The organism is Natrialba asiatica DSM 12278 (assembly GCF_000337555.1).
Classification (GTDB): Archaea; Halobacteriota; Halobacteria; order Halobacteriales; family Natrialbaceae; genus Natrialba; species Natrialba asiatica.
Genome location: NZ_AOIO01000033.1, coordinates 86,843 through 112,926, shown reverse-complemented (window position 1 = coordinate 112,926; position 26,084 = coordinate 86,843). Strand labels below are relative to the sequence as shown.

22 protein-coding genes are annotated in these 26,084 nt (G+C 65.3%); 16 read left to right on the top strand and 6 right to left on the bottom strand.

Features of this window, described 5'->3' with window-relative positions; translation table 11 throughout:
• Window positions 1–483: 483 nt before the first annotated feature.
• On the bottom strand, window positions 484–927 hold the full coding sequence (locus C481_RS14675; protein ID WP_006110044.1) for a beta/alpha barrel domain-containing protein: 444 nt from the start codon (window positions 925–927) through the stop codon (window positions 484–486).
• 213 nt (window positions 928–1,140) lie between these two features.
• On the opposite strand from C481_RS14675, the gene C481_RS14670 reads away from it, so the two are divergent.
• From C481_RS14670 to C481_RS14640, 7 genes are all read left to right on the top strand, one after another.
• Window positions 1,141–1,707, top strand: a complete 567-nt coding sequence (locus C481_RS14670; RefSeq protein ID WP_006110043.1) for a hypothetical protein — start codon at window positions 1,141–1,143, stop codon at window positions 1,705–1,707.
• Between the two features lie 53 nt (window positions 1,708–1,760).
• The gene (locus tag C481_RS14665) at window positions 1,761–2,780 is read left to right on the top strand and encodes a TIGR00341 family protein (protein WP_006110042.1); all 1,020 of its coding nucleotides are present in this window, start codon (window positions 1,761–1,763) and stop codon (window positions 2,778–2,780) included.
• Between the two features lie 61 nt (window positions 2,781–2,841).
• Window positions 2,842–4,338: a hypothetical protein gene (locus C481_RS14660; protein WP_006110040.1), complete on the top strand. Its 1,497-nt coding sequence runs from the start codon at window positions 2,842–2,844 to the stop codon at window positions 4,336–4,338.
• On the top strand, window positions 4,328–5,305 hold the full coding sequence (locus tag C481_RS14655; RefSeq protein ID WP_006110039.1) for a WD40/YVTN/BNR-like repeat-containing protein: 978 nt from the start codon (window positions 4,328–4,330) through the stop codon (window positions 5,303–5,305). The genes C481_RS14660 and C481_RS14655 overlap by 11 nt, the downstream gene beginning before the upstream one ends.
• A gap of 115 nt (window positions 5,306–5,420) precedes the next feature.
• Entirely contained in the window at window positions 5,421–6,911 is a 1,491-nt protein-coding gene (gene gatB, locus C481_RS14650; RefSeq protein ID WP_006110037.1) for an Asp-tRNA(Asn)/Glu-tRNA(Gln) amidotransferase subunit GatB, read from the top strand.
• 203 nt (window positions 6,912–7,114) lie between these two features.
• On the top strand, window positions 7,115–8,119 hold the full coding sequence (locus tag C481_RS14645) for an MBL fold metallo-hydrolase (protein ID WP_006110036.1): 1,005 nt from the start codon (window positions 7,115–7,117) through the stop codon (window positions 8,117–8,119).
• 173 nt (window positions 8,120–8,292) lie between these two features.
• A complete protein-coding gene (locus C481_RS14640) occupies window positions 8,293–8,427 on the top strand; it encodes a hypothetical protein (protein WP_049904678.1) in 135 nt (44 codons plus the stop codon).
• A gap of 16 nt (window positions 8,428–8,443) precedes the next feature.
• Here the strand turns inward: C481_RS14640 and C481_RS14635 are convergent, their stop codons facing one another.
• Together C481_RS14635 and artA are read right to left on the bottom strand one after the other, a co-directional pair.
• Entirely contained in the window at window positions 8,444–9,208 is a 765-nt protein-coding gene (locus C481_RS14635) for a metallophosphoesterase (RefSeq protein WP_006110035.1), read from the bottom strand.
• A gap of 7 nt (window positions 9,209–9,215) precedes the next feature.
• Entirely contained in the window at window positions 9,216–10,247 is a 1,032-nt protein-coding gene (artA, locus tag C481_RS14630; RefSeq protein ID WP_006110034.1) for an archaeosortase A, read from the bottom strand.
• A gap of 154 nt (window positions 10,248–10,401) precedes the next feature.
• On the opposite strand from artA, the gene C481_RS14625 reads away from it, so the two are divergent.
• Both C481_RS14625 and C481_RS14620 read left to right on the top strand, forming a co-directional pair.
• Window positions 10,402–10,812 (top strand): DUF7124 domain-containing protein, encoded by a 411-nt coding sequence (locus C481_RS14625; protein WP_006110033.1) that lies wholly within the window; start codon window positions 10,402–10,404, stop codon window positions 10,810–10,812.
• An 89-nt stretch (window positions 10,813–10,901) separates the two neighbouring features.
• A complete protein-coding gene (locus tag C481_RS14620; protein WP_006110032.1) occupies window positions 10,902–11,441 on the top strand; it encodes a DUF5815 family protein in 540 nt (179 codons plus the stop codon).
• A 53-nt stretch (window positions 11,442–11,494) separates the two neighbouring features.
• On the opposite strand, the gene C481_RS21975 is transcribed toward C481_RS14620, so the two are convergent.
• Window positions 11,495–11,671, bottom strand: coding sequence for a hypothetical protein (locus C481_RS21975; protein WP_160164229.1), 177 nt, complete (start codon window positions 11,669–11,671; stop codon window positions 11,495–11,497).
• A gap of 127 nt (window positions 11,672–11,798) precedes the next feature.
• Window positions 11,799–12,212, bottom strand: a complete 414-nt coding sequence (locus tag C481_RS14615) for a DoxX family membrane protein (protein WP_006110031.1) — start codon at window positions 12,210–12,212, stop codon at window positions 11,799–11,801.
• Window positions 12,213–12,518: 306 nt separating this feature from the next.
• On the opposite strand from C481_RS14615, the gene carB reads away from it, so the two are divergent.
• Both carB and C481_RS14605 read left to right on the top strand, forming a co-directional pair.
• Window positions 12,519–15,686 carry a carbamoyl-phosphate synthase large subunit gene (gene carB / locus C481_RS14610; protein ID WP_006110030.1) on the top strand — a complete coding sequence of 1,056 codons (3,168 nt, stop codon included), beginning with the start codon at window positions 12,519–12,521 and terminating at the stop codon, window positions 15,684–15,686.
• A gap of 237 nt (window positions 15,687–15,923) precedes the next feature.
• A complete protein-coding gene (locus tag C481_RS14605; RefSeq protein ID WP_006110029.1) occupies window positions 15,924–17,057 on the top strand; it encodes a WD40/YVTN/BNR-like repeat-containing protein in 1,134 nt (377 codons plus the stop codon).
• An 18-nt stretch (window positions 17,058–17,075) separates the two neighbouring features.
• Here C481_RS14605 and C481_RS14600 read toward each other — a convergent pair whose 3' ends face one another.
• Window positions 17,076–18,728, bottom strand: coding sequence for a hypothetical protein (locus C481_RS14600; protein WP_006110027.1), 1,653 nt, complete (start codon window positions 18,726–18,728; stop codon window positions 17,076–17,078).
• Window positions 18,729–18,906: 178 nt separating this feature from the next.
• On the opposite strand from C481_RS14600, the gene C481_RS14595 reads away from it, so the two are divergent.
• From C481_RS14595 to C481_RS14575, 5 genes are all read left to right on the top strand, one after another.
• Entirely contained in the window at window positions 18,907–19,728 is an 822-nt protein-coding gene (locus tag C481_RS14595; RefSeq protein ID WP_006110025.1) for an ABC transporter ATP-binding protein, read from the top strand.
• A gap of 33 nt (window positions 19,729–19,761) precedes the next feature.
• Window positions 19,762–20,595 carry a hypothetical protein gene (locus C481_RS14590; protein WP_006110024.1) on the top strand — a complete coding sequence of 278 codons (834 nt, stop codon included), beginning with the start codon at window positions 19,762–19,764 and terminating at the stop codon, window positions 20,593–20,595.
• 70 nt (window positions 20,596–20,665) lie between these two features.
• Window positions 20,666–23,356: a dihydropteroate synthase gene (gene folP, locus C481_RS14585; protein ID WP_006110023.1), complete on the top strand. Its 2,691-nt coding sequence runs from the start codon at window positions 20,666–20,668 to the stop codon at window positions 23,354–23,356.
• Window positions 23,357–23,488: 132 nt separating this feature from the next.
• On the top strand, window positions 23,489–24,211 hold the full coding sequence (locus C481_RS14580; RefSeq protein WP_006110021.1) for a prolipoprotein diacylglyceryl transferase: 723 nt from the start codon (window positions 23,489–23,491) through the stop codon (window positions 24,209–24,211).
• 119 nt (window positions 24,212–24,330) lie between these two features.
• Complete coding sequence (locus tag C481_RS14575) at window positions 24,331–26,013, top strand: NADH-quinone oxidoreductase subunit D (protein ID WP_006110020.1); 1,683 nt, start codon at window positions 24,331–24,333, stop codon at window positions 26,011–26,013.
• Window positions 26,014–26,084 lie beyond the last annotated feature (71 nt).

The window sequence follows — 26,084 nt, the reverse complement described above, 5'->3', positions numbered from 1 at the left end:
GTGAACTCGGTATCGAGGCGGTAGCTGGTCGGTGTGAGGTGAGCGGTGACGGGTAATCGCCGCCGGTCGAGCAGGGAGCGGCACGCGAAGACGGGACGCGGGAGTGAGGATAGTGGCGGCTGTGTCGGTTGGCCAGGAGGTCATCCACGCCAGCGACGGTGGCGTGTCGTCCGGGCTACTAACAGATATAGCCAGAAGTTGTGGCCACATAAACATGGGCAAAACCTAGAGAATATAGACCAACGCGGCGTGAGCGGATCGAACCGGACTGCCGCGGCGGTCGGTGCCGGGTGTCGGGCAGACACCTTGTCGGCCAGCCGTTGGTGAAACCGCGGTCCGAACTCGCGGCCGTCGCCGAGTGAGGACCGCTGTGTCCACGCCGCAACGAGAGTCCCAACTGCAACGGGTTATCCGCCGATCGCAGAGCCGTCGTGCGATCGGGTGTGCCGTGACCTGCAGTGGTTACGATAGCTCTCGGCGGTATCAGCGAGCGAGTAATCCAACGCTGCGGTGGCGGTTGTACAGGTACGCCGAACAGACAGTTACCGTCGACAGCAGGAAGCCGAGGACGGTGATTGCGATCGCGATTCCGAACCCGGCCGCCAGTCCGGAGAGAACGCCGAGGAGCAGCGGGACGGCGACGGCCGCACCGACGTAGATTTGCCGATCGGGGTCCCACGCATCGGTTTCGGTCGCAACGAACTCGGCGTCCCGCCAGATCGCCGGCAGCGTGATAGCACTTGCGGCGACGATGACGATCAGGAGTGCGATACTGCCGACACTCGAAGCCAGTACCGAGCCACCGCCAGTGAGGCGGGCGAGCGAGATGATCCCGAGCAGACTCAATACGGGATAGCCGATCAGTATGTACCAGTACCACGGTGCTAAATCGGTCGAATCGATGGCTGGAAGATCACCACGTGACATGGTGCAATCGTTGTAGTGGCCGGGCACGGATAAGGTATCAACAAACATTAGAAACATATAGAAAACATCTATAACACGTTTCTAGAGTAGGAAATGGGTCGCTCTATTTATTTTAGATTCTCTCACTACTGTGTCAGTTTATCCCCCTGGCACCGCTACGCTGAGGTACCCGGTCGGATCGGTGCCCGGTTCGGCCGTCCCAACAACTAACAAATGATTGGTGAACACGCATTCTGTCCGACCAGCGGTGCGTCTCTCTCGCGAGAGCGCCATTACGACGAACACGGACGTCCGGAACGCGCTCCGGAGGCAGACGGCTGTTTGCAGAACGTCGCTCTCGAGACGCCACTGACGACGGGAAAGCGACGGTCGTCGAAGCGAGCACTGCTGACGTACTTCCGGCGTTGTCACCAACGACACGCCGGCCAGGACGACGAACTGTACACCCGCGCTGCGGTCACGCTCACGCGGTTGAAGCGTGCGGCGTCGGGCCGAGGTGAGCGCGACGTCATCGTCTGGTACGCACTCGGCGAGCGACTCGCTCGTGACGAGTTCGCCGTCGAGTGGATGACCAGCCACGTCGAGCCGCGGTGTCAGAACTGCGGTGGCCGCCTGACGTACCTCGACGGGACGGACGGATTGATCGGCCGCTGTGGGACCTCGTGTACGGACACCGGCAGGGACCAACTCGCGGTGATCCGCCACCTCGTCCGCTCGCTTCTCAATCGAACGTTTCCCACCTATTCACTGTCTGAGGCCGATGCACTCACGCTACTGTGATCGATCGCGACAGCGTTCGACGATCATCACCGAGACGAACGTGGCGGTCGAATATGCGCCTCCTGACGGTACTCGCAGACACACAGCCGAGTATCGACGAGGTGATGGCCGTCCTCGAGTCCCACGATCTCACGTACAGCCTCACCGATCACACCGACGGCGAGCACTGGACGCTTACCGTTCCCGTGCCCGCACACGCGGTCGAACCGGTCGAGGACGATCTGGAGGCGATCACCGGAAACGTCACCATCATCGTCGAAGCGCCGATGGCGATCCTCGAAGCCGGCAGCAACTCCTCGCGCAACCGTTCCAACCGACGGCCGGAGTGGCTCTCGTTCGAACGCGTCTCCAGAAGCGAATTGCGGTCGAAAGCCCGCTCACAGCTCCCCTCCTTCATCATCTTCGCCACGATGACGGCGATCAGCAGCGTCGTCGCAACCACCGGCGTCCTCCTGAACTCGCTGCCCGTCCTCGTCGGCTCGATGGTCATCGCTCCGCTGCTCGGCCCGGCGATGGCCGCAAGCGTTGCGACGGTCCTCGACGACCGACCGCTGTTCGTCCGCGGCGTCAAACTCCAACTGCTTGGCATCGTCGTCGCCCTCGTCACCGCGCTCGCCTTTGCGGCGTTCGCACGGACGTCGACGATCATCTCCTCCGTCGTCGATCTCGAGGCGAGTCTCGGGCTCGGAAGCCACGGCTTACCACCATCGCTGCTCGTCACCGTCGCCATCTGCTCCGGCGTCGCCGGCGGACTCGGCATGGCAACCACGGGCATTACGGACCTGATCGGGGTGATGATCGCCGCCGCACTTATGCCGCCGATCGGCGTCATCGGCGTCGCCGTCGCTTGGGGTGCACCCGAGGCGACGCTCGGGTCGTTCGTCGTCGTCGCCGTCAACCTCATCGCGATCAACGTCGGGTCGATCGCAACGCTCTGGACCGTCGGCTTTCACCCGTCGGATCGCGCCCGCATCAGGACGACGCGAAGCGCCATCCTGCGACGCGTCGCCGTACTGATCATCCTGCTCGCCCTCGCACTCCGCCTGCTCGAACTCGTCTCGGCCCTCCTCTGACCCGCCCGCTGCAACCAGCCGCTGGACGATCCCAGCACCACACGATCTCACTCCCCATCCCATGACTGACGACCCCTCATCTCCCGATCCCACATCGACCGACTCAGTCCCGGACACTGCGGCCTCGCAAACGCCCCCCAACACAGCACGGGACTCGACTGAACTCGGTGCGCCCGACCGCGGCGACTCCAGGACGGCCGACGAAACTGTCCACGATGACGCCGACTCAACGGCCGACACCCCCGCTGACGACTCGACACCCCCCTCCGAGCGGTCGCACGCCGAGTCCGATCGCTCCAGTGATGAGGGGTCATCGCTCGGTCTCTCCCTTGCGGTCTACGTCGTTCGGCTGACCGTCGCCGGACTCCTCGTGGGTGGGCGCTTGCTCTGGGTCGGCGCTCGAATCGGCATCCGGCTGTTCACCGAAACGAAATCCCGTCGAGACAGCCACCGCTGGCTCTTACTCGAGGGCGACCGTCGCGTGATCGCCGGCGGATTCGTCGGCGGTATCTTCGTCATCGCGCTTTTGCTCGGAGTGAGCGACGTCATCGGGGTTCGCGAGAGTCGCTTCGTGACGACGATGTTCAGCACGATGATCGCGGGCCTGTTCTCGTTCATTCCGATCGTCGTCGCGGTCAACCAGTTGATCATCTCGCGGCTGTTCGGCACGCCGGACCGACTGACGGATCGCATCGACGGCGTCCAGGAGTTTCGCACGCGTATCGAGCAACAGACGGAAGGGGACGGCGTGAGCCCGACCAATCCCGCACCGTTTCTCGCCCGCCTGGCCGGAACGCTCGGCAGCCGCGCCGACGCGCTCGTCTCCGAATGTGAATCCGACGACGGAACCGCGACCGACGACCAAACTGCGGGCTGTTCGATGGACGCCTTCGAGTCCATTCGCCGCTTCGCATCGCAAACCCGCGACCACACGAGTGAACTCTCGTCGACGCTAACCGGCGGGACGGACTCCGTCTTCGACGTCGTCTTGCCGACGATCGATCACGACTACGCGGGTGCCGCCACCGAGGCACGGCGGTTTCGGCGACGGTTCGACGACGAACTGTCCGACCGGGCGTCGGAACTGCTCTCCGAACTCCGAGAACTGTTCGTCGCCGCGGACGCCACGCGACAGTACTTCACGACGATCTACCTCCAGCGCGACCTCGCGCGGCTGTCCCGGTGGATCACCTACAGCGGCACCGCGGCGCTGTTGCTCTCGACCCTGGTCATCATGATCTACGCGAGCGGGTATCCGCCGGTCGCCCACGAGGGCCCGCTGCTCGTCCTCGTGAGCCTCGCGCTCGCGGTCGCGTTCAGTCCCCTCGGTGTCCTCTTCGCGTACGTCGTTCGCATCTCCGCGGTCCTCAAACGCACGTCCGCCCCCGGCGCGTTCACGCCGTCGTCCCCGCCGAGCCGCCCGTCGGAAGCCGGGATCGAAACCGCCGACAGCGAACCGGCGGCGACCGCTCCGGACCAGCGGCTAAACAACGGCCCGTCGAGCACTCGAGTTCACGAGCAGGAACGGGAGGACGAGACCGATGGCGATGGAGCCTGATCGAGTCCGTCGGCGGACCGTCCTCGCCGCGATCGGCGGGGCTGCGGTTTCAGTCTCGGCGTCGCTGGCCGGCTGCGGCGAGACGACCGCCGAGTGGACGCCGGCCACCGTTCCGACCGACGCGACGCTGTACGACGTCGGAACGACGGCGACTGGCGCCGTCGCCGTCGGCGAGGACGGGATCGTCCTGACTCGAGGCGACGAGTCGTGGACCGTCGCGCTTCCGAACGGCCCCGGTGGGACGGCCGATACGCTTCGTTCGCTCGCCGTGACGAACAACGGCCGCGCGGTCTGGGCCGCCGGCGATAGCGGCGCACTCGGCCTCTACGACGTCGTCGCCGATCGGGCCGTGGACTTCTCGGCACCGAAGGAGATGACGTCCTCCTGGACGGCGGTCGCCGTCGCCGGTCTCGCCGGCGAAGAACGGATTACGGCGCTCAACGGCTCGGGTGAACTCCTCCACGGGCAACGCGACGGCACGTCGGTCGAGTGGGCCGAGGTGATCGAACCCGGTACCGGTTCGAGCGTCACCGACGTCGATATCACGCCGCTGTCGTACGTCTACACCGTCGACACGGACGGCGGTGCGTTCGAATCGCGGGACGGCGGCGATACCTGGACGCGTATCGGAATCGATGCGGCGGCTATCGATTTCGACGCCGTCGCCGCGGTCGATTCCGGGGCGGTATCCGTCGCCGGCGGCGACGGCACCGTCTGGACCTACAACGGCGTCGACTGGTCGCGCGCGTCGCTCGCCGAAACGGCGATTACGGCCCTGGTCCGGAACCGCTACGACGCGCTGGCGATCGCCTCCTCCGGCGAACTCTTCGAGCGCGATTTCGACGGCTGGACGACGCAAACGACGCTGCCGGCCCAAAACGACCCGCTCGCGATCGCGCTCGGCACGTCTCGCGCCCCCGAACTCGTCGTCGGCGAGTCGGGGATGGTGATCGAGCGGCGGTACTGACCGTCGGCCGACCGCCGCTCGACCCGTGGCCCGGGTCGCAGCTGCGGCCGCAAACGACCGCCGCGAGGATACGATCCCGTTACGCTTTACCCCCACCGGGCCGAATCGTGGCTCAATGACTGCCCAAACCGTCCAGCAGGGCGACCTCGTGACCGTCATCGGGCTCGAGGTCCACGTCCAGCTGGAGACCGACACGAAGATCTTCTGTGGCTGCTCGACGGATCAGACCGACGAGCCGAACGAGAACGTCTGCCCCGTCTGTCTCGGCCTCCCGGGCGCGCTGCCGGTGCTGAACGAAGGTGCCGTCGAAGCCGCCGTCAAGGTCGGCAAGGCCATCGACGCCGACATCCCCGAGGAAACCCGCTTCCACCGCAAGAACTACTACTACCCCGACCTGCCCAAGAACTTCCAGATCACGCAGTACGACGAACCCATCTGCGCCGACGGCGAACTCGAAGTCGCCGTCGAGGGCGACCGCCGCACGATCGCCATCGAGCGCGCCCACCTGGAGGAAGACCCCGGCAGCCTCCAGCACGTCGGCGGCGGCATCGACACCGCAGACTACACGCTGGTCGACTACAACCGCGCCGGCACGCCGCTCATGGAGGTCGTCACCGCCCCCGACTTCCGCAGTCCGAGCGAAGTCCGCGCCTTCCTCGCCGAACTCGAGGAAGTGCTCGAGTACCTGGGCGTCTTCGACGCCGAGCGCGACGGCAGCCTGCGCATCGACGCGAACCTCTCGATGATCCCCGCGGACGAAATCGCCGGCGACGGCATCGACGAGATCGGCGCGGACGCGCTCGCCGCCGCCAACCGCACCGAAGTCAAAAACATCTCGAGTCACAAGGGCGCGGAGAAAGCGCTCGCGTACGAGGAGACTCGCCAGAAGAACGCCATCCAGCGCGGCCGCGCGGTCGAACAGGAAACCCGCCACTGGGACGAATCCCGCGGCATCACGGTCTCGATGCGCTCGAAGGAAGAAGAGAAAGATTACCGGTACTTCGAGGAAGCCGACCTGCCGCCGCTTCGCGTCTCCCACTGGAAGGACGAAATTTCGATTCCGGAACTCCCCTCGGCCCGCCGCGAGCGCTTCCAGGACGAGTTCAGTCTGAGCGAGGAGGCCGCCTCGAAACTGACCTCCACGAAGCAGGTCGCCGACTTCTATGAGGACGTGGCCGGCGAGTTCGATCCCGATCTCGCGGCCACGTGGGTCGCGGACAACCTGCTCGGCGAACTCAACTACCGCGACATGGAAATTACCGATCTCGAGGGTCGACTCGACGAGGTCACTCGTCTCGTCGAACTCGTCGCAACGGACGAGATTACGGCGAAGAACGCCCGCGAGACCGTCCTCCGATCGATGCTCGACGACGGTCGCACGCCTGACGAGGTCGTCGCCGAGGAGGGACTCGGCAAGACGGACGAGGACGAAGTACAGCAGGCCGTGGTCGAAGCCATCGACGAGAATCCCGGCGCGGTCGAGGACTACGAATCCGGCGACGACGGCGCGATCAACTTCCTCGTCGGCCAAGTCATGCAAAAGACCGGCGGCAGCGCCGATCCCGGCGACGTGAATCAGTTGCTCCGAACTGAACTCGAGAGCTGACGGGTTCCGATTCTTACACTCGCTCGTACGTACAGCTACAGACAGATAGAGACTCAGTCGTATACAGACAGAGACACAGGCTCAGTCACACGGATACAAACTCACTCCCGCCTCGCCCTCCCTCACTTTCACTCCCCCAAATTCTGCCTGCGCGCCGTTCCGGTACCCAGTGAGTTATTATCGCTCGACGGATGCATCTCGGTATGGATCGTATTTCGCTGGGTAACGACGAGTTCGAGGGACACAACAATTCCTACGTGCTCGAGGACCCGGACGGCGACGAACTCGCACTCGTCGATACGGGCGTTGCAACCCCCGACGTTCGCGACGACCTTCGGGAGGGGCTGGCAGACCGCGGCTACGAGTTCGCCGACGTCGACGCGATCGTCCTGACGCACTTTCACGTCGACCACGCCGGCCTCGCCGGTGAGGTCCAGGACGCAGGCGGGGCGACGGTCTACGTCCACGAGGCCGACGCGCCGCTGGTCGAACAGGACCCCGAGGAGACTGCTGCGCTCCACGAGCGCCGACGGGCGTACCTCGACGAGTGGGGCGTTCCCGAGGGACCCAAATCGGAACTGCTCGAGTTCGTCGACGCCTCCTCGCGGCTCGAGGGCGAACCGGTCGACGCGACGCCGATCGAGGACGGCGACGTAATCGATGTCGGCGGTCGCACGCTGGAAGCGGTACACGCACCCGGCCACGCGGCGGGTCTCTGTTGCTTCGAACTCGCGAACGGGCCGGAAACGGCGGACGACGACACAGCGTTCGTCGGCGACGCCCTCCTGCCGGTCTACACGCCGAACGTCGGCGGGGCTGACGTCCGCGTCGAGCGGCCGCTCGAAAAGTACCTCACGACGCTGCGAACGATTGCGGATCGCGACTACGACCGCGTCTGGCCCGGCCACCGGGACCCGATTACGGACCCGAGCGGTCGCGCGACGACCATCGTCGATCACCACCGCGAACGAACGGAGAACGTCCTCGACGTGCTCGCAGACCACGGCCCGGCGGACCCCTGGACCGTCAGCGCACACCTGTTCGGCGACCTCGACGGCATCCACATCGTCCACGGCCCCGGCGAAGCCTACGCCCACCTCGATCACCTCCACCACGAGGGCATCGTCGAACTCGACGACGGCGAGTACCGACTCACAGCGGACGACGCTGAACTCGATCTCGACCACGTCGTCGCGGCTGACGACTGAGGCGGACTGCTGTCCTAATTTCTCGGCGCAACCGCAGAACGGTCGCGGGGACGATGGAACTGACTGCCAGCAGTCCGTCTGAGCGGGATCGACGAATGCGGCGCTGGTGGTGATACTGGAGTCGCTGTAAATGCCGGCCGTACTGCTACCCGTTTCGGCGTTAATTGGTTCGTATGGTCAAACCATCGACGATCTTGATCCTGCTCGGGATCGTCCTCATCATCGCACCGATTCCGCCAGTCGGGATGATTCTGGGCCCGATCGCGCTCGTGCTGGGAATCGTGCTTCGGATACTGACGGATTCGTGACCGCGAGTTCGGAACGCTATAACAGTTGCCGGCACTCGCCGAGCGGCGGGAACCACAGCGGTTCTTCGGCTCCGACGTCCCAGACGATCGGATGGAACGCGTTCGCGTCGGTGACCAGCGGCGACTGAAAGTCCCGAGCGGACATGCTGTTTACCGTCGCTCCGGCGGCGAGTTCAGTAAACGCCGGCACCATGAGTACGTCCGCCCCGTCGTAGGCCCCGGGACCGAAGAGAAAACAGGGGCGTTTGCGGCCCTCGATCGAGAGGGCGGGGTGGTCGTGACCGACGACGTACAGGGTGGCGTCGAGGGTGGGCGGTTCGTGGCCGTGACAGACGACCACGCTCTCTTGGGCTTCGCTCGTATTCTCACTCTCGTTCTCATTCTTGCCTGCGGGCGGGAGTCGGCACGCCGCTCTCGTCTCCCCGTCGAACACCGACGAGAGCATCGCGTCGTGGTTGCCGGACGTGACGACGAGCGATGCGTCGGCATCGGCGACCGTCGATTCGAGCGCAGCCAGCGCGTCGGTGACCCCGCGGGGAACGCGATCGAACGCGTGCAGCAGGTCGCCGGCGACGACGACGGCCGCCGGCCCCAGCTCCGCGAGCACCGCATCAAGGCGCGCTCGTGAACTCGCGTTCGTGCTGTCGGCGATCGGAGCGTCGACGGCGGAGGAGACGCCGCGGCCGAGGTGGAGGTCCGCGACGACGAGCGTTGCCGAGTCGGGAAAGAAGGCGGCGCGCGAGCGGAGGACGAACGGAACGTCGGGTGGGCGTGGAGTCACTGTTTTGCTACTGTTCGAGGGCGCTCGGCGCGTACGCGGGCCGCCGCTCCTCGACGTCGAGGGCCTCGAAGAGGTCGTACTCGGTGCCGGTCAGGATGTAGAGTACGTCTTCCAGGGGCGCGAGCACCTCGGGAACGAGTTTGACGACGAGGTAGGTGATCCCGAGGAGGGCGACGATCGACAGCGATTGGGCGATGTAGTTGTGGGAGACGAGAAACGAGACGCGGTCGGGTTCGGCGCCCATGTAGGTCGTCAGCAACGAGACCAGCATTTCTTGTTGGAACCAGCCCCACGGCGACGCCAGGCCGATGAAGATGTTTCGTCCGAGGTTCAGAACCCAGATGACGCCGATCGCCATGGTGAACGCCGAGAGCTTGCGTTTTAGCGGTGCCGTCACCGACGCGATCAGCCCGCCGAAGATCGCCATGCTCCCGATTCCGGTACAGGAGAGGACGATGTAGGTCGTCCGGCCGGTCACCGTCTCGGACGGATCGAAGGCGAACTTGCTCTGATAGCCGTTCGCCCCTTCAATGAGTCCGGGACTGTGTCCGAGCAGCTCCATCCCGTAGTGAGTCTGGGCCGCCGTCGTCTCGATCAGCCACGTCCGAACGACCGGTATCGTCTCGGCTGGCAGGTAGATCAGGCCCATAAAGGCGACCGCCTTCGAGAGCAAGAGCAACGACGTGCGACCGCCATAGAGGAGGTATGCAGTGTACGCAGACAGCGGTAACGCCGCGAGCGCGAGGAGCGTCTTGATCGGACTCTGGGCGTCCGCGAAGTAGTACGGCACCATCGTCAGCCAGAAGACGCCAAAGACGACCCAGGCACCCCCGGCCAGAAGGCGCGCCGAATCGACGTTCCCGTACCACTGCAGGAGGGCCGCACCCATGAACGCGACGATCGCGATCCACGCGAGGGCGTCCGTCAGCGGCGAGTTCAGGATCGCCGAGAGGGATGGGGGTGTGAGCGCGACGGCGTCGCCTGCGAACTCGAGGCCGGCGGCCGGCGCTGCGTCGGCCGCGGCTGAAGCGAGCGGCATAGTCAGGCTAATCCGAAGGACTCTCTCGCTATCAACTTGACGCCTTGGCCGTCTCGTGTCAAGGTAGTAATAGCACGACGACAGGGCGAGGCGACACGGCATCGTCGTCCGACGTATCGAAGCCGTTTTCCCCGGTGCACCGTTTTGAGACAGTATGAACGGCGGTAGCGACATGACCCTGGCGTTCGAACTCGAGGCGTTGAAGGAGTTCGCATCGCCGGAGAGCGTTTTCGAAGACGCCCGCGGCTGGACCGAGTACATCGGCGTCGTCTCCGAGAAGCCGACGTACGTCGTGACGAACTTCACCCGAAAGAATCGCATTCGGCAGGACTTCTTCTCGGGTCCGCGCGGCAAGGAGGAGAGTCTCGCGGGTGTCAAAGACCAGTTCGACACCGAGCGCTACGTCTACGTCGGCATCGACGACGCGGACGAACAGTTAGCCGAAGACGTCGAGTGGGAGTACCTCTCCGTCGACGATGCCGCGGAGGCGGCCGACTGGGTGCTGGCGACGAGCGTCGAGGAGGAGACGGGAGACTCGGAACCGGTTCGAGACGACTGGCCGTAACGCGCCGTTTCCTTTTCACCGAGTTCCGTCCCGAGTTCACGAGCAGCGAAGTCGTCGCGCTTATGGCCGGCCCGGCCCAACGATAGCTGATGGCAACACCCCGCGTGCCGGGTCCCGAGGACGAACGGCAACTCGAGTTACCCTGCGGTGCGACGATCGATCCGCACGATATCGATCTCGGGATGCGCGAGTTCACCTGTCCGTCCTGCGGGGAGTCCCACGCGGTCGTCACCGACGTGCATCCGCCGTCTCGCTTTTTCCCGGAATCGCTCGTGACGATTCTCCAGGAGACGATCGACACCGAGGACGACTTCGGCGACTTCGGCACGCCCCACCTCATGGGCGTCGTGCTGGAGGAGTTTCCGGAACGGGTCGTCACGCACGACGCGAGCGACGACGGCGCGGTCGGCTATTCGATGGTCTGGGTCACCGACTTCGATTCCCGACGGCTGCACGAGATCGTCGTTGAACTCGTCGTGGAGTTGATGGAGCACGCGATCAGTCACGCGGAGGACGATACGGCGGTGAGCGAGTTCGAGTCGCAGATGCTCGAGTTCGACGTCTCGGAATTCGTCGAGCAGTATCGCCGGCAGCGGGATTTCGAGAGCGAGCACGACCGGCCGGTCTGAGCAGCGTCGGTGGGGCGACACGGGACGGAAGCGCTAGCCCGGCGGTTTGGGGGCTACAATCGAAAGGCGTCGTTCAGCCGCCAGAGCAGGACGCCGGTGCCGACGAGGAGCAAGAGAAGAACGGCGGCGCGGGCGGCGTCCGGTGCGATCGGAAAGAGGCGAAGCGCGATACTCACCAGTAGGAGCCCGATGATGAGATCGAGTCGGCGTCGAATCGCCGTTTCGTTCATGTACCTGGTATCCCGGGTCACGTTCAATACGTCTTCTGATGTGTGACACGAGAGACAGATAGTGATCGATCCGGCGGCTCGCACGGCGAGAGAAGAGTTTCGTTCTCCGAAGGCTACGAGTCGAACCCTAGAGTCCGACGTTCAGCGCGTAGGGCCAGTGCACGGTGCTGACGGCGAGAAAGAGCAGGGCGGCCCCCGTTCCGTAGACGTTCTTGAGGAAACTCGTGAACTCGTCCTGGGCGTCCGCGCCGTCGGCGTTCCAGAAGTCGTGCATCGTCACAGCAGAGACGAGCAAGAAGAGCGCGAGTCCGGCGGCTCCGAGCGCCGGGAAGACGCCCACGATGAGCGAGAGCCCGCCCAGGAGGAGCAACACGCCGCTGAGCAGTACCGAGGCCGTGGGCGCCGGGATGCCCTTGAACTCCGCGTAGCCAGCCATCTCCTCGACGTCCAGGAAGTGGTTCAGCCCGGTAAACGCGAGGACGCCGCCGAAGAGCAGTCGAGAGACCAGAAAGAGCAAATCGGCTCCGGTCGCGTCGAACATTAGGCGAGCACCTCGCGTTCGGAACCGTCGGTTCGGATCGGATTCGTACGAGTCGCGTCGATACCGGTTACTGATTGCATTACGTTACCAGGTACGAACTCGAACCTATATATCGATTCTTGGACATCAGTATCACCGACTAACGGGCGTGTTACCTCGCGATCCGAGCGGTGGTCGAGTGAACGGCCCGAACGATGGAGAATTCGGGTCGCGTTCGCACCGGTACGAAATTCGAAAACTGATTTCGAGAATCGTACTGTATCGTGGGGCTTATTACGATGTACGAACTTCGAACGGACAAGACCAATGAGTACGGACAACGATACAGCAGGGGACGGACGCACGATCCTCCTCATCGGGAGCGGCCCGATCCAGATCGGGCAGGCCGCCGAGTTCGACTATTCGGGAGCCCAGGCCTGCCGGGCGCTCCAGGAGGAGGGCGCTCGCGTCGTCCTCGTGAACTCGAATCCGGCGACGATCATGACGGACCCGGAGATGGCGGACGAAGTGTACATCGAGCCGATCACGACCGACGCCATTGCCGAGATCATCCGGAAGGAAAACCCCGACGGCGTCATCGCCGGCCTTGGTGGCCAGACCGGACTGAACGTCACCGCCGAACTCGCCGAGGAGGGCGTCCTCGAGGAGTTCGACGTGGACATCATGGGCACGCCCCTGGAGACAATCTACGCGACGGAAGACCGCGACCTCTTCCGCCAGCGCATGGAAAAGATCGGTCAGCCGGTGCCCAAGTCCACGACGATCTCGCTCGACGCGGACGAGGAAGTCTCGGAACTGACCGAGGACGACCTGAAAGATCGCGTACGGGACGCTGTCGACGAGGTCGGCGGGCTCCCGGTCATCGCCCGGACGACCTACACGCTCGGCGGCTCCGGATCGGGCGTCGTCGCGGAGATGGACGAACTCCTGCGCCGCGTTCGGAAGGGACTGCGCCTCTCCCGGAACAGCGAGGTGCTGATCACCGAGTCCATCGCGGGCTGGGTCGAGTACGAGTACGAGGTCATGCGCGACGCCGACGACTCCTGTATCATCATCTGCAACATGGAGAACATCGACCCGATGGGCATCCACACCGGGGAGTCGACGGTCGTCACCCCCTCCCAGATCGTCCCCGACGAGGGCCACCAGGAGATGCGCACCGCGGCGCTCGACGTGATCCGCGAACTCGGCATTCAGGGCGGCTGTAACATCCAGTTCGCCTGGCACGACGACGGCACGCCAGGCGGCGAGTACCGCGTCGTCGAAGTGAACCCGCGCGTCTCCCGCTCCTCCGCGCTGGCCTCGAAGGCGACGGGGTATCCGATCGCCCGCGTGACCGCGAAGGTCGCCCTCGGCAAGCGCCTCCACGAGATCGAAAACGAGATCACGGGCGAGACGACCGCCGCCTTCGAGCCCGCGATCGACTACGTGGTTACGAAAGTTCCGAGGTGGCCCAAGGACAAGTTCGACGACGTCGACTTCGAGTTGACGACGGCGATGAAATCGACCGGCGAGGCGATGGCCATCGGCCGCTCTTTCGAGGAGAGCCTGTTGAAGGCGCTTCGCTCCTCGGAATACGAGCCGGACGTCGACTGGGCCGAGGTCGGCGACGACGAACTCGAGGAGCACTACCTCGAACGGCCGTCCCCCGACCGTCCGTACGCTATGTTCGAGGCCTTCGAGCGCGGCTACACCCTCGACGAGGTCGTCGACCTGACCGGCATCTTCGAGTGGTACACCGAGCGCTACAAGAACATCGCCGATTCGACGCTCGCCGCACAGGAGGGCGACTTCACCGAAGCCGCCATCGCCGGCCACACCAACACGTCGATCGCCGCTACCGCCGGTTCGGACGTTGGAACCGTCGAACAGGAAGTCCCCGGCCGCACGTACAAACAGGTCGACACCTGCGCCGGCGAGTTCGAAGCCGAAACCCCCTACTACTACTCCGCGCGCAAGAACGAGTTCGAAACCGGACCGTACGAAGGGATGGCCGCCGCGGGTGAACTCGAGATCGACCCCGACATCGAGAGCGTGATCGTCGTCGGCGGCGGCCCGATCCGCATCGGCCAGGGCGTCGAGTTCGACTACTGCTCGGTCCACGCGGTCCGCGCGCTCAGGGAGCTGGGAATCGACGCGCACGTGGTGAACAACAACCCCGAAACCGTCTCGACCGACTACGACACCTCCGACGGGCTGTTCTTCGAACCGATCACTGCCGAGGAGGTCGCGGACGTCGCCGAGGCGACCGGTGCCGACGGCGTGATGGTCCAGTTCGGCGGCCAGACCTCCGTCAACATCGGCGAACCGCTCGAGGACGAACTCGAGCGTCGGGGCCTCGACTGCGAGGTCATGGGCACCTCCGTCGAAGCGATGGACTTAGCGGAGGACCGCGACCGCTTTAACGCCCTGATGGACGAACTCGAGATCGCCCAGCCCGAGGGCGGCACCGCCTTCTCGAAGGACGAAGCGCTCGATCTGGCCCACGACATCGGTTACCCCGTCCTCGTGCGGCCGTCCTACGTGCTCGGCGGCCGCGCGATGGACGTCGTCTACGACGACGCCGAACTCGAAACCTACATCGAGGAGGCCGTCCGCGTCAGCCCCGAGAAGCCGATCCTGGTCGACGACTTCCTCGAAGACGCGATCGAACTCGACGTGGACGCGGTCTCGGACGGCCGCTCGGTGCTGATCGGCGGCATTATGGAACACGTCGAGAGCGCCGGCGTCCACTCCGGCGACTCGGCCTGTATGATCCCGCCGCGCTCGCTCGACGACGACACCCTCGCCCGCGTCCGCGAGGTCACGGAGGACATCGCCGAGGCGCTGCAGACGCGCGGCCTGTTAAACGTCCAGCTCGCCGTCCGCGATGGCGAGGTGTACGTCCTGGAAGCGAACCCGCGCTCCTCGCGGACCGTTCCGTTCGTCTCCAAGGCGACCGGCGTTCCCATCGCCAAACTCGCGGCGAAGGTCATGGCCGGCGAGACGCTCTCGACCCTCGACGCGACGGAACAGGTGCCCGAACACACCTCGATCAAGGAGGTCGTCCTACCGTTCGACCGCCTGCCGGGTTCGGACCCGCGTCTCGGCCCGGAGATGAAATCGACCGGCGAAGTCATGGGCACCGCGAGCGAGTTCGGCACGGCCTACTGGAAGGCCCAGCAGGCGGCCCACAACGACATCGATGAGGGTACCGCCGTCGTCGACCTCGATGTTGCGGGCTTCGAGAACCACTTCGACGTGGTCGTCTTCGACGACGTGCCGCAGGCGATCCGCGAGGGCGCGGTCGACTTCGTCGTCAGCCGCGACCGCGATTCGCTCGAGATGGCCGTCGAAGAGGAAGTGCCGTACCTCTCGACGGAAGCGAGCGCCGAGGCGTACGTCGAAGGACTCGAGAGCTTCGAGGGTGAACTCGAGGTCGCGTCCGTGACCGACCGCCCGAAGGGAGCGGCCCGGTGGGGTATGTCGGAGTAACGCCGTCGATCCTCGGTGTGGTTTCACCGTCGATCCGTGCGGCGCCATCGCCAGATGATTCGATCCGTCCGAGTGAGGCCACGTACGCCGTCAGCGTCGTCGACCCCGACGGAGACGCAGCGATCGGTGGCGAACTGATCTCGTTCCTCGACGCGAGCGGATCGCGACGTTCGGTGCAGATATGTATACTATCTCACATCCTTTTCCCTGTTCAGCCGCTACCCCGGATCGCGACCCATGTCCGAACAGACCAGACGCGACGTCCTTCAATTCGCGACCGTCTCGGCAGCAACCGGCGTTCTCGCGCTCGGATCGGCGGCCGCCCAAACGAACGAGACCGAGTGGCAACAGGCTGATTCACCGACCGGAAAGGCGCTCAACGACGCCGTCGATACCGCCGCGGGGCCGTTCGCGGTCGGTGCCGACGGCAACGTCCTCGCCCGGCGGGAAGACGGCTGGCAGACGGTCGTCGCGTATGGCCCGCAAGCCCGAAGCCGCCGCCTGACCGGCGTCGACGCCACCGACGACGGACGGGCGGTCTGGTTCGTCGGCGGAAGCGGCGTCATCGGCGAGTACGACGTCGAGACGCAGACCCTGACGAATTACTCCGCGCCGAACGGGAAGACGAGCACGTGGGAAGACTGCACCGTACGGGGAACGGCCGGAGAGAACGAGCGCCTCTACTTCGTCAACGGGTCCGGCGAACTGCTCGTCGGCATCCGTCAAGACAGCGGCGCGATCGAGTACGCGGAGGTAATCAAACCCGGCGGCGGCTCGACGATCCCTGCTATCGACTGTCATTCTCGGGACGCGGGGCACGTCTGCAGCACGAGTCAGTTCGTCGCGGAAACGGCCGACGGCGGGGTGACGTGGGAGCAGATCGGCATCGACTTCGCGGGCGGCGCGTTCTTCGATCTCGCGAGTCGGGGCGAGCGAGACGTGAACGTCGCCGCCGGCTCCGGGATCGTCTACCGCTACGATGGCTTCCGCTGGACGCCTCACGTCGTCGACGACGCCCGACGGGCCATCCGCGCGATCGACCGCGACGGAACCGACGGCCTCGCGGCCGGCGACGGCGGCGCACTGTACGAACGCCAATCCGCCGGCCAGTGGCAACAGTACGAAACCGGAATCGAGTCCAAATTGGACGGCGTCGCAACGGGATCATCGTACGACGTCGCGGTCGGTGACGGCGGGACGATCCTCGAGCGGGCCGCCGCCGGCTCCGATGGCTCCGCCGGCTCCGACGGCGACGGGAACGAGACGAATTCGACGACGGTCGAAACTACAGCTCTCGCAGTGGACGTGCTCGACGCGGAACCGCTGTCGGTCGAGCACTACGTCGAAGGGGAGTGGATCACGCCGGTGTAACGGGTCCTCCCGGCCGGCTCACTCGATCGCGTACCAGTCGAACCGCTCGACCGCGTACCGATAAGCGACCGGCGGTGCGACGACGCCGATCGCTACCACTATCCACGCCATCATCGTGACCTGACTCGCCGTCAGCCCGACTTCGACCTGCGGGAGCATCGTGGCCATCGCCGTTGCGATCTGAGCGACCAGCGCCGCAGCGTCGGTATAGAGCACGACGGCGGCCCCGATCGGGAAGATAATCCCTGCGGTATAGACGACGAACGACATCTTGCTCGGCATGACGGCCTCGCGGTTGCCGGTGATCGAGACGCTCCCGAATCGCGGGAACGCCGACCCGACACCGACGGCCAGCGCCGGCGAGGCGAGCGCGCCGAGAACCGTCCCCGCGAGCAAAACCGCGGTCGACTCGAGCGAGATCGGACTCGCGAGTCCCGCCGCCAGCGCCACGAGCACGCCGAGTGGCACGCCGACGAGCGAACTCGCGATCATCCGACTGCGAATCATCGTCGTTCCGTTAACCGGCGAGGACAACACCGCCGGCAGCGTCTGGCCGAGGTCCCCGAGCGGGTTCAGCGAGAACAACACACCGGTCCCCCAGACGACGTACAGACAGAGCATGACGGCGATGTACGACGGCACCGCGCCCGTCTGAATGATCTCCTGCGCGAAAAAGAGCGACCCGAACAGCGGATAGGCGGCGTACATGAGCCGAATCGGAGCGCGCTTCGTCCGCCGGATCGTCGTCAGCGTCAGCGTTCGAAGCTGTTTCGAGAGGCCGTATTCTAAAACTCCGTCGAGGCGACTCTCGGACTCCGCTGTCGCCTTCGCGTCGTCTTCAACCCGCGCGGGATCGGCGTACCAGTGAACTCGTGCGGAGACGACGCCGGCACCGATCATCAGCGGAACCAGGACGGCCGAGCCGACGAGTGCGCCGACGATCGCACCCATTGAGGGATCGACGTTCGGAACCCCGAGGAGGAACAGATGTCCGAACCAGCCGAGCGGGCCGTCTCCGAGAACGTCGAACAGCATTCCGGCGAGGATGTCGAACCAGCCGAGCGATATCGAGCCGAAGTACGCGACTGCGAGAACGATAATGAGCGGTGTGCGATACCGGGCGATCGGTTCGTAGACGGTCAGCAGGTGTCGAACCCAGGTTCCGATAACGAACCCGACGGGGACCGCGGTGACGAGCAACAAAAGGGCGACAGCCGGAATCGCAAGCGCCGGTAGGACCGTTCCAGCACCGCTCGCGAACGCCGCTGAAAAGACCACAACCGGTGGAACGAGCCAAATCGCAAACAGTAGTATCTCCGCACAGACGATGCCGATAACGGTCGATCGAAGCGGTGCCGAGAGCAGGAGCACCGCCGGCTGATCGATATCGGCTGCGGCGGTGACCGTCCTGATCGCCGCCATGAATATCAGAAAGATCCACGCGAGCGCGACGACACCCGTCACGATAGTAGTCGCCATCGCGTTGTCGACGGTTCCGGTTGCGATTTCCTCGCCGAACGTCGGCAGGAACAACACGCCGAGTGCCGTCATCGGCCCCAGCGCGAGGAGGGCGACAATCGCCATCATGAGGAGTTTCGTCCGGTTACCGACGACCGTTCGAACGGTTCGACGGACCTCCGTTCGAGCGACGAGAGTCGCACGCGAGTTCATCGGCGACCACCCGTCGGTGGCTGCGTCGGATGGAGGAAGGAGACGAGAATGGGCGGGTCACGGGCCATACCGACACTTCGACGATGGGAGTGATAAACAATTTGGATCGCTGTCATTCCCCAGCAGCGGGAAAGACGGAATGTCATAAATTTAACCCCCTGGAGAGAAAACGGGGCGTATGGCCCCCGAGTTCGACACTGCGTCCCCGACCCCGAAAACGGCCCCCGCCATCGCGACCGACGGGCTTACGAAACACTACGGAGAGACGAGTGCCGTCTCCGATCTGACGTTCGAGGTCCCGCGCGGAACGGTCTACGGCTTCCTCGGGCCGAACGGCGCGGGCAAGACGACGACGATGCGGATGCTGACGACGCTGACGAAGCCGACATCGGGTTCGGCACGCGTCGCCGGCCACCCGATCACCGACCGCGAGGCCGTCACGCCCCACATCGGCTACCTGCCCGAAGAGCCGCCGATCTACGACGAACTCACCGGCCGCGAGCAACTCGAGTACGCCGCCGGCTTGCGCGACCTCCCCGAAGCGGAATCGACGGAGCGAATCGAGTCCCTGCTCGCTCGCTTCGATCTCACGACCGACGCCGACAAACGGATCTCGGACTACTCGAAGGGGATGCGCCAGAAGGTCGGCGTCATCCAGGCCGTCCTCCACGAACCCGCCGTCGCCTTCCTCGACGAACCGACCAGCGGTCTCGACCCCCGCGCCGCTCGGACGATGCGCGAGACGATCGCCGAACTGGCCGACCAGCAGATGACGATCTTCCTCTCGACGCACATCCTCTCCGTCGTCGACGACCTCGCCGACCGCGTCGGCGTCCTCCACGGCGGCGAACTCGTCGCCGAAGACGACCCCGAGACGCTGAAATCCCGCGCCGAAACCGGCGAGACGCGCAGTCTCGAGGATGCGTTCCTCGAAGTCACGAAGGAGTCGTCCGACGAGCGACGCGAGGCTGGCGTGAGCGCCGACCCGTCGTTCGAGTAAGCCGTCAGTCGACGCCACCACTCACCGGTACGAATGACGCGTTCATCCCTCCGTCCGTCGCCGTCTACGCTCGCACTCGCCGCGTTGGGTGGAGCCGCCAACGTCGTCGCCGTTCTCGCGCTGTTCGCCCGCGCGGACTATCCGGCGCTCGAATCGCCGCCCGAACTCGCCGTCCTCGCAGCGACCGGGTTCGCGCTCGGCTTCGTCTCGCTGTTCGTCTCAGCACACACCCGCCTGCTGACGCCCGCGGTCGGCTTCGTCGCCGTCCTCCTCGGAACCGTCTACACTGAACTCACCACGCCGATGCCCGAGTGGGGCGAACTGGGCGGCTACGTCATCGTCGAGGGACCGACCCATATCTCGAGCTACGCGAACTCGTGGTACGTCTGGCTTTCCTTGCTACTGATCGCCGGACTGGTCGAGTTCGGCGTTCGTCGCGGCTACGGACTCGGTGATCGGCGGCTCCGAAATCTACCGTCGATGCCGCTCTCGCGCACCGCAATGCTGGGGATGGTCGCGGTGGGTTCCGGATCCCTCGGCGTTGGGACGACGCGACTCGTGCTCCGAGCGGGGATCAACCCGCGGGTAGCAGCAGCGGTCGTCTTCGTCGGTGCAACCGCCGTGGCTGCCGTTCCGCTCGCAGCGTTGTTGGCGCGGGGACTGTTGTTGCCGACAGTCCTGTTCGCGCTGCTGGTACCGTACTTTCTGACGATCGAGGTGTTCACCGCGACCGACAGCCCCGTCCACATTATGTTGTTCGGCCCCTACGCGGTCGGCCTCCTCATCGTTGCGGCGTTCGAGAACTTGCTCCGATCGCGGCTGCGCGGCTGGAACGGTGGCCGATTCGTCGATCATCAGTCTGCGTGAGGAGGGGTGAAGGGAGCGACCCGAAACCCGAGTCCGACACCCTAAAGCGGGCTGGCTCTGTGGTTCGGATATGGAGTATCACGAGGCGGCGGACGTTCTCTTTGGCTTGCGGCGTTTTCGACCCAAGCCGGGGACGGCGTCGACGGCACAGCTGCTCGCCCACCTCGAGGACCCCCACGACGGGGTCGCGTTCGTGCAGGTCGCCGGCTCGAACGGGAAGGGAAGTACGGCGCGAATGGTCGAGCGGACGCTTCGCGAGGCCGGGCTCTCGGTCGGACTCTACACGTCTCCGCATCTCGAGGACCTCCGCGAGCGCGTGCAGGTCGACGGACGGAAGATGCCCCGGTCTGCGGTTTGTGCGTACGTCGAGGCGATTCACGACTATCTGACGGAACGGGCTGCGGCCGGCGAATCGCCGACGTTCTTCGAAGCGATGACGGCCATGGCGCTGTGGCAGTTCGACCGCGAGGCCGTCGACGTCGCCGTGCTCGAGGTCGGTATCGGCGGGCGCTACGACGCCACCAGTGTCGTCGATCCCGTCGCAAGCGCGGTGACGAGCGTGACGCTCGAACACACCGGTATCCTGGGCGAGACCGAGGCCGAGATCGCGCGCGACAAGGCCCACGTCGCCCCCGAGGACGAGCACACGCCCCTCGTCACCGGCGTTTCGGGGCCGACGCTCGATGCGATTCGCGACGTTGCAGGCGAGGTCGTTACAGTCGGATCGAGGGGTGTGGCCGCGGGAACCAGCGCCGATCAGGATTCGAGCGACGAAAGCGACGCGAGCGATGAGAGAGGCGAAAACGACGAGAGCAACGGGCCGGACGCAGACGACGGCGCGCCAGCGGAGACCGAAACGGAGGCGACAGCGGACGGAGACACTGACTCCACTTCGGCGGCCCCCGACATCCGCGTCTCCTACAACGGCCGTGTGAACCACACCGAAGCCGCCATCTCGATCGACGCCGACGACTGGGCCGTCTCGACCCGAATTCCGCTTCTGGGTCCACACCAGGCCGAAAACGCCGGTATCGCCGCCACCCTCGCTCGGCAAGTTACCGATATCTCCGACGCTGAACTCGCCCGCGGACTTCGGAACGCCCACTGGCCCGGTCGGTTCGAGGTCATGGATACCGACCCGCTCGTCGTCCTCGACGGCGCGCACAACCCCGGTGCCTGCGAGCAACTCGCGGCGACGCTCGACACCTACGAGTTCAGCGAGTTGCACCTCGTCTTCGGGGCGATGCACGACAAGGATCACCGCGAGATGGCCGCGGCGTTGCCGACGCCGGCGTCGGTGGTCACGACGGAGCCGGGTCTCGATCGGGCGGAGGACCGCGACGTGCTCGCGACGGTGTTCGAGCACGCCGGCGCGCCGGCCGTCGAGACGACCCGGAGCGTTCAGGACGGGCTCTCGATGGCGCTCGAGCGGGCGGGTGCGGACGACTGCGTGCTCGTCGCTGGGTCGCTGTTCGCGGTCGCGGAGGCGCGTTCGCGCTGGACGACGACCGGCGTGACGAAGCGTATCCGCGACCGGACGGACGCCAGAGACGCGCTCGAATCGGCACAGGTCGCCCCGGGCGATGTCGACCGGTTCGACGAGCAGGCCGTCCATCGCGTCGTCAGGACGAACCTCCAGGCTCGACAGGCGAATCGCCTCCGGGAGGAGTTGGTGCGCCTCGACGGCGAATGCGTCCTGTCGGGAACCGACCGCCAGCACGACGAGCGCGTCGATGCCGTACTGATGGGCACGCTCGAGCAGTTCGAACGGCTCGTCGAGACGCTCACGTCGACGCCGGCGGACGGCGACGGACTCGACACCGTCGCGCGCGAACTCGCAGACACGCTCGAACTCTCGGTCCCCGGCGATGACGCGGATGCAGATGGAGATGGAGCTGTAGCTGTAGATATGGAGACGGACGCGGACGCAAACAACGCCGTGACCCGCCCCTGGACCGACGACCGCACCGCAGTCATGGGCATCCTGAACGTCACGCCCGATAGTTTCCACGACGGCGGCGAGTTCAGCGCGCTGGCGGACGCCGTCGAGCGCGCCGAGGCGATGGTCGAGGCCGACGTGGACGTGATCGACATCGGCGGCGAGTCGACTCGACCCGGTGCCGATCCCGTCCCTACCGACGAGGAAATCGATCGCGTGGTGCCCGTCGTCGAACGGCTCGCTGAACTCGACGTCGAACTCTCGGTCGACACCAGAAAGGCCGCGGTGGCGGACGCCGCGCTCGAGGCCGGCGCGGACATCATCAACGACGTGTCGGGGCTCGAAGATCCGGAGATGCGGTTCGTCGCAGCCGACCACGACGCGGGGCTGGTCGTGATGCACAGCATCGACGCGCCGGTCGTGCCGGGCCGCGAGGTGGCCTACGACGACGTCGTCGAAGACGTGATCGACCAGCTCGCAGAGCGCGTGTTGCTCGCGGAGAAGGCGGGCGTCGACCGAGACCGGATCGTCGTCGATCCGGGGATCGGCTTCGGCAAGTCCGCGGCCGAGAGCTTCGAACTGTTAGACCGGATCGACGAGTTCGGCGCGCTCGGGTGTCCGGTGTTGGTCGGCCACTCTCACAAGTCGATGTTCGCCCGCGTCGGTCGGGAGGCGGGTGAGCGCCGCGAGGCGACGGTTGCGGCGAGTGCGCTGGCGGCGGATCGGGGAGCGGATATCGTTCGGGTCCACGACGTGCCGGAGAACGTCGCCGCGGTGCGGACGGCGCTTGCGACGCGCGATCCGGAGCGGTTCGAGTGGTGAGTCGCCGGTCGGGATCCGGTTCCAATGGCCCGGATCGGTTTCGGTAGTCAGTTGCCGGTCTAACTTTCAACCGTCAGGAGCGCGTAGTGCCGACGAGCCCGATCGCTTCCGCTCGGTGCTCGGTGTCTTTCGATGACAGGAGAGCATCCGTCAGATCACGGCGACGGTGAAGAGCAACGCGACGAGTACGGCTCCGGAACGATGCTTCCGACGGGGCCGAACGCGGATTCCGTTTCCGCCCCCGGAACGCTGCCAGTCGTCGGCGGTGCGGTTCTGGTCCTCTCCGGGCTTCGCTCGCTGCTTCGCGGGCGGCTCCGCTCGCTTCCGATCGGCGCTGCCGGCCTTGGCCTGCTGAGCTACGGGCTGCGAAAGCGCCGCGAGGAGGGCAGCGCCCAGACTGCACTCGCGTCGTTCGCCGAGACGACCGAGGAGTCGACCCCCAGTGACGAGACCGCGGACGAGGACGCGTCGTCCGGAATCGAGTTCGTCGACGGCGAGAACGAGGCGGCGTCGCCGACGGGTTCGAAGCCAGAACTCGACTCCGACGAGCACGATCCGCGACGGAACACCGACGACGACGAGCCGCTCGAAATTGACGTCTCCGAGTCGGCGACGAGGGACGAGGTTTCGGAGGCGACTGGTCCCGACCCCGAACAGGCCGAGCCCGTCCAGACCGAAGCCACCGAACCTGAGCGGACGCCGGGCGGCGATTCGGGTTCGGTGGACGAAGGAGCGTCGGATACGGCAGCGGAATCCGGTGACGAGGATGGGGCGGCCGAAGACGGCGGTGAGGGCTCATCCGACGTGACCGGTGACGACGAGTCCGATACCGACGAGGTCGACACCGATACCTGAGAGCGGGCGCTATTTCTCCCGTCCGCTCTCGCTGACAGTCACCCAAAGGCGGGAAAATTCTCATTTTACGGTCGGTTGTAGCTCCGAGGAACCGTCGCCACGTCGGCGACCGATCCAGTATGAGCGACCCATCACAGCGCACCCGCGCAGAGATTGATCCCGAGTACGACCACCGCCGCGAGGATGGCGTCGACGAGTCCGAACTCGAATCGCTGCTGGCTGGGTACACCGTCGGGCGGGACGACCACGAGAACGCGCCCGCGTTCGTCATCCGACCCGACGACGTGCAAACGGTGTTGACCATCCTTCGGGACGAGGCGGGGTTCGACCACCTCTCGTGTATCACGGGCCAGGAGTACGAGGATCGCTACGAGTCGCTCCTGCACGTGACGAAATACGACCGGCGAACCCACGAGGTGACGCTCGTCGTTCAGCTTCCGACGGACGCGCCCGTCTCTCAGACCGCCGAGCCGGTCTTTCGGACCGCTGACTGGCACGAACGAGAAATATTCGATCTCGTCGGCATCGAGTACGAGGGCCATCCCGACCCGCGGCGAATCCTCCTTCCCGACTCCTGGCAGGGCCATCCGCTGTCGCGAGAGTACGACCAGACCAAACCGCAAGTCGTCAAATACGCCGAACACGCGAATCCGCTCCAGTCCGACCACAGAACCGAGACGGATACGATGGTCCTGAACATCGGACCGCACCATCCGGCGACCCACGGCGTGTTGCACCTCAAGGCGACCCTCGACGGCGAAACGGTCGTCGATGTCGACCCGGATGTCGGCTACCTCCACCGCTGTGAGGAGCAGATGTGCGAACAGGGGACCTATCGCTACCAGATCATCCCCTACTCGAACCGGTGGGATTACACGGCGAACCTGCCGAACGAGTGGGCGGTCGCCCGCGTTATCGAGGATGTGGCCGCTATCGAGGTCCCGACGTACGCGCAGATTCTTCGCACGATGGCGACCGAGTTCGGCCGGATGCTCGGTCACTTCCTCGCGCTCGGCACCTTTGCACTCGACGTGTACGGCGAGTTCACGGCGATCTTCCAGTACGCGTTCCGCGACCGCGAGGTCGTCCAGGACATCCTGGAGGATCTGACCGGTCAGCGGATGATGTTCTACTTTTTCCGATTGGGCGGCGTCGCCTGGGGCTTGCCGGAGCCTCGCGACGAGTTCATCGACAAGTGCCGGGCGTTTCTCGACGAGTTGCCGGCGAAGATGGACGAGTATCACGCCCTCATCAGCGGTAACGAAATCTTCCAGATTCGGACGGTCAACACGGGGGTTCTCGAACCCGATGTCGCGAAGGACTACGGCTGTACGGGGCCGGTGGCCCGCGCATCCGGCATCGACTACGATTTGCGGCGAGACGATCCGTACGGCTACTACGAACACCTTGACTGGGATGTGGTCACGGCGGACGGGTGCGACAATCACGCGCGGGTGCTCGTCCGCATGCGAGAGGTCGAGGAGTCGGCGAAGATCGTACAGCAGTGTCTCGACCTGATCGAGGACTGGCCGGAAGACGAGCGGACCGTCCAGAGCAACGTCCCGCGAACGCTGAAACCGGACCCGGACATCGAAACGTACCGCGCAGTCGAGTCCGCGAAGGGTGAACTCGGCATCTATCTCCGAACGGACGGGTCGAACAAACCGGCCCGGTTCAAGATTCGGAGCCCGTGCTTTCACAACCTCTCCGCGCTCCCCGAGATGTCCGAGGGGGAGTACGTCCCGGATCTGATCGCCTCGCTCGGCAGTCTGGATATCGTGCTCGGAAGCGTCGACCGGTAGCAATCTGACGCGTCGGGTGACGGATGATCGGCATTCGGCCGCCCGTCCCGTTCTCCGTTTCTGTTCCTGTC

What these genes read in the sequence shown, in the direction of transcription:
- C481_RS14675 (WP_006110044.1), bottom strand. Translation starts at nt 927, where the DNA reads ATGTCACGTGGTGATCTTCCAGCCATCGATTCGACCGATTTAGCACCG.
- C481_RS14670 (WP_006110043.1), top strand. Translation starts at nt 1,141, where the DNA reads ATGATTGGTGAACACGCATTCTGTCCGACCAGCGGTGCGTCTCTCTCG.
- C481_RS14665 (WP_006110042.1), top strand. Translation starts at nt 1,761, where the DNA reads ATGCGCCTCCTGACGGTACTCGCAGACACACAGCCGAGTATCGACGAG.
- C481_RS14660 (WP_006110040.1), top strand. Translation starts at nt 2,842, where the DNA reads ATGACTGACGACCCCTCATCTCCCGATCCCACATCGACCGACTCAGTC.
- C481_RS14655 (WP_006110039.1), top strand. Translation starts at nt 4,328, where the DNA reads ATGGAGCCTGATCGAGTCCGTCGGCGGACCGTCCTCGCCGCGATCGGC.
- gatB (WP_006110037.1), top strand. Translation starts at nt 5,421, where the DNA reads ATGACTGCCCAAACCGTCCAGCAGGGCGACCTCGTGACCGTCATCGGG.
- C481_RS14645 (WP_006110036.1), top strand. Translation starts at nt 7,115, where the DNA reads ATGGATCGTATTTCGCTGGGTAACGACGAGTTCGAGGGACACAACAAT.
- C481_RS14640 (WP_049904678.1), top strand. Translation starts at nt 8,293, where the DNA reads ATGGTCAAACCATCGACGATCTTGATCCTGCTCGGGATCGTCCTCATC.
- artA (WP_006110034.1), bottom strand. Translation starts at nt 10,247, where the DNA reads ATGCCGCTCGCTTCAGCCGCGGCCGACGCAGCGCCGGCCGCCGGCCTC.
- C481_RS14625 (WP_006110033.1), top strand. Translation starts at nt 10,402, where the DNA reads ATGAACGGCGGTAGCGACATGACCCTGGCGTTCGAACTCGAGGCGTTG.
- C481_RS14620 (WP_006110032.1), top strand. Translation starts at nt 10,902, where the DNA reads ATGGCAACACCCCGCGTGCCGGGTCCCGAGGACGAACGGCAACTCGAG.
- C481_RS21975 (WP_160164229.1), bottom strand. Translation starts at nt 11,671, where the DNA reads ATGAACGAAACGGCGATTCGACGCCGACTCGATCTCATCATCGGGCTC.
- C481_RS14615 (WP_006110031.1), bottom strand. Translation starts at nt 12,212, where the DNA reads ATGTTCGACGCGACCGGAGCCGATTTGCTCTTTCTGGTCTCTCGACTG.
- carB (WP_006110030.1), top strand. Translation starts at nt 12,519, where the DNA reads ATGAGTACGGACAACGATACAGCAGGGGACGGACGCACGATCCTCCTC.
- C481_RS14605 (WP_006110029.1), top strand. Translation starts at nt 15,924, where the DNA reads ATGTCCGAACAGACCAGACGCGACGTCCTTCAATTCGCGACCGTCTCG.
- C481_RS14600 (WP_006110027.1), bottom strand. Translation starts at nt 18,728, where the DNA reads ATGAACTCGCGTGCGACTCTCGTCGCTCGAACGGAGGTCCGTCGAACC.
- C481_RS14595 (WP_006110025.1), top strand. Translation starts at nt 18,907, where the DNA reads ATGGCCCCCGAGTTCGACACTGCGTCCCCGACCCCGAAAACGGCCCCC.
- C481_RS14590 (WP_006110024.1), top strand. Translation starts at nt 19,762, where the DNA reads ATGACGCGTTCATCCCTCCGTCCGTCGCCGTCTACGCTCGCACTCGCC.
- folP (WP_006110023.1), top strand. Translation starts at nt 20,666, where the DNA reads ATGGAGTATCACGAGGCGGCGGACGTTCTCTTTGGCTTGCGGCGTTTT.
- C481_RS14580 (WP_006110021.1), top strand. Translation starts at nt 23,489, where the DNA reads ATGACAGGAGAGCATCCGTCAGATCACGGCGACGGTGAAGAGCAACGC.
- C481_RS14575 (WP_006110020.1), top strand. Translation starts at nt 24,331, where the DNA reads ATGAGCGACCCATCACAGCGCACCCGCGCAGAGATTGATCCCGAGTAC.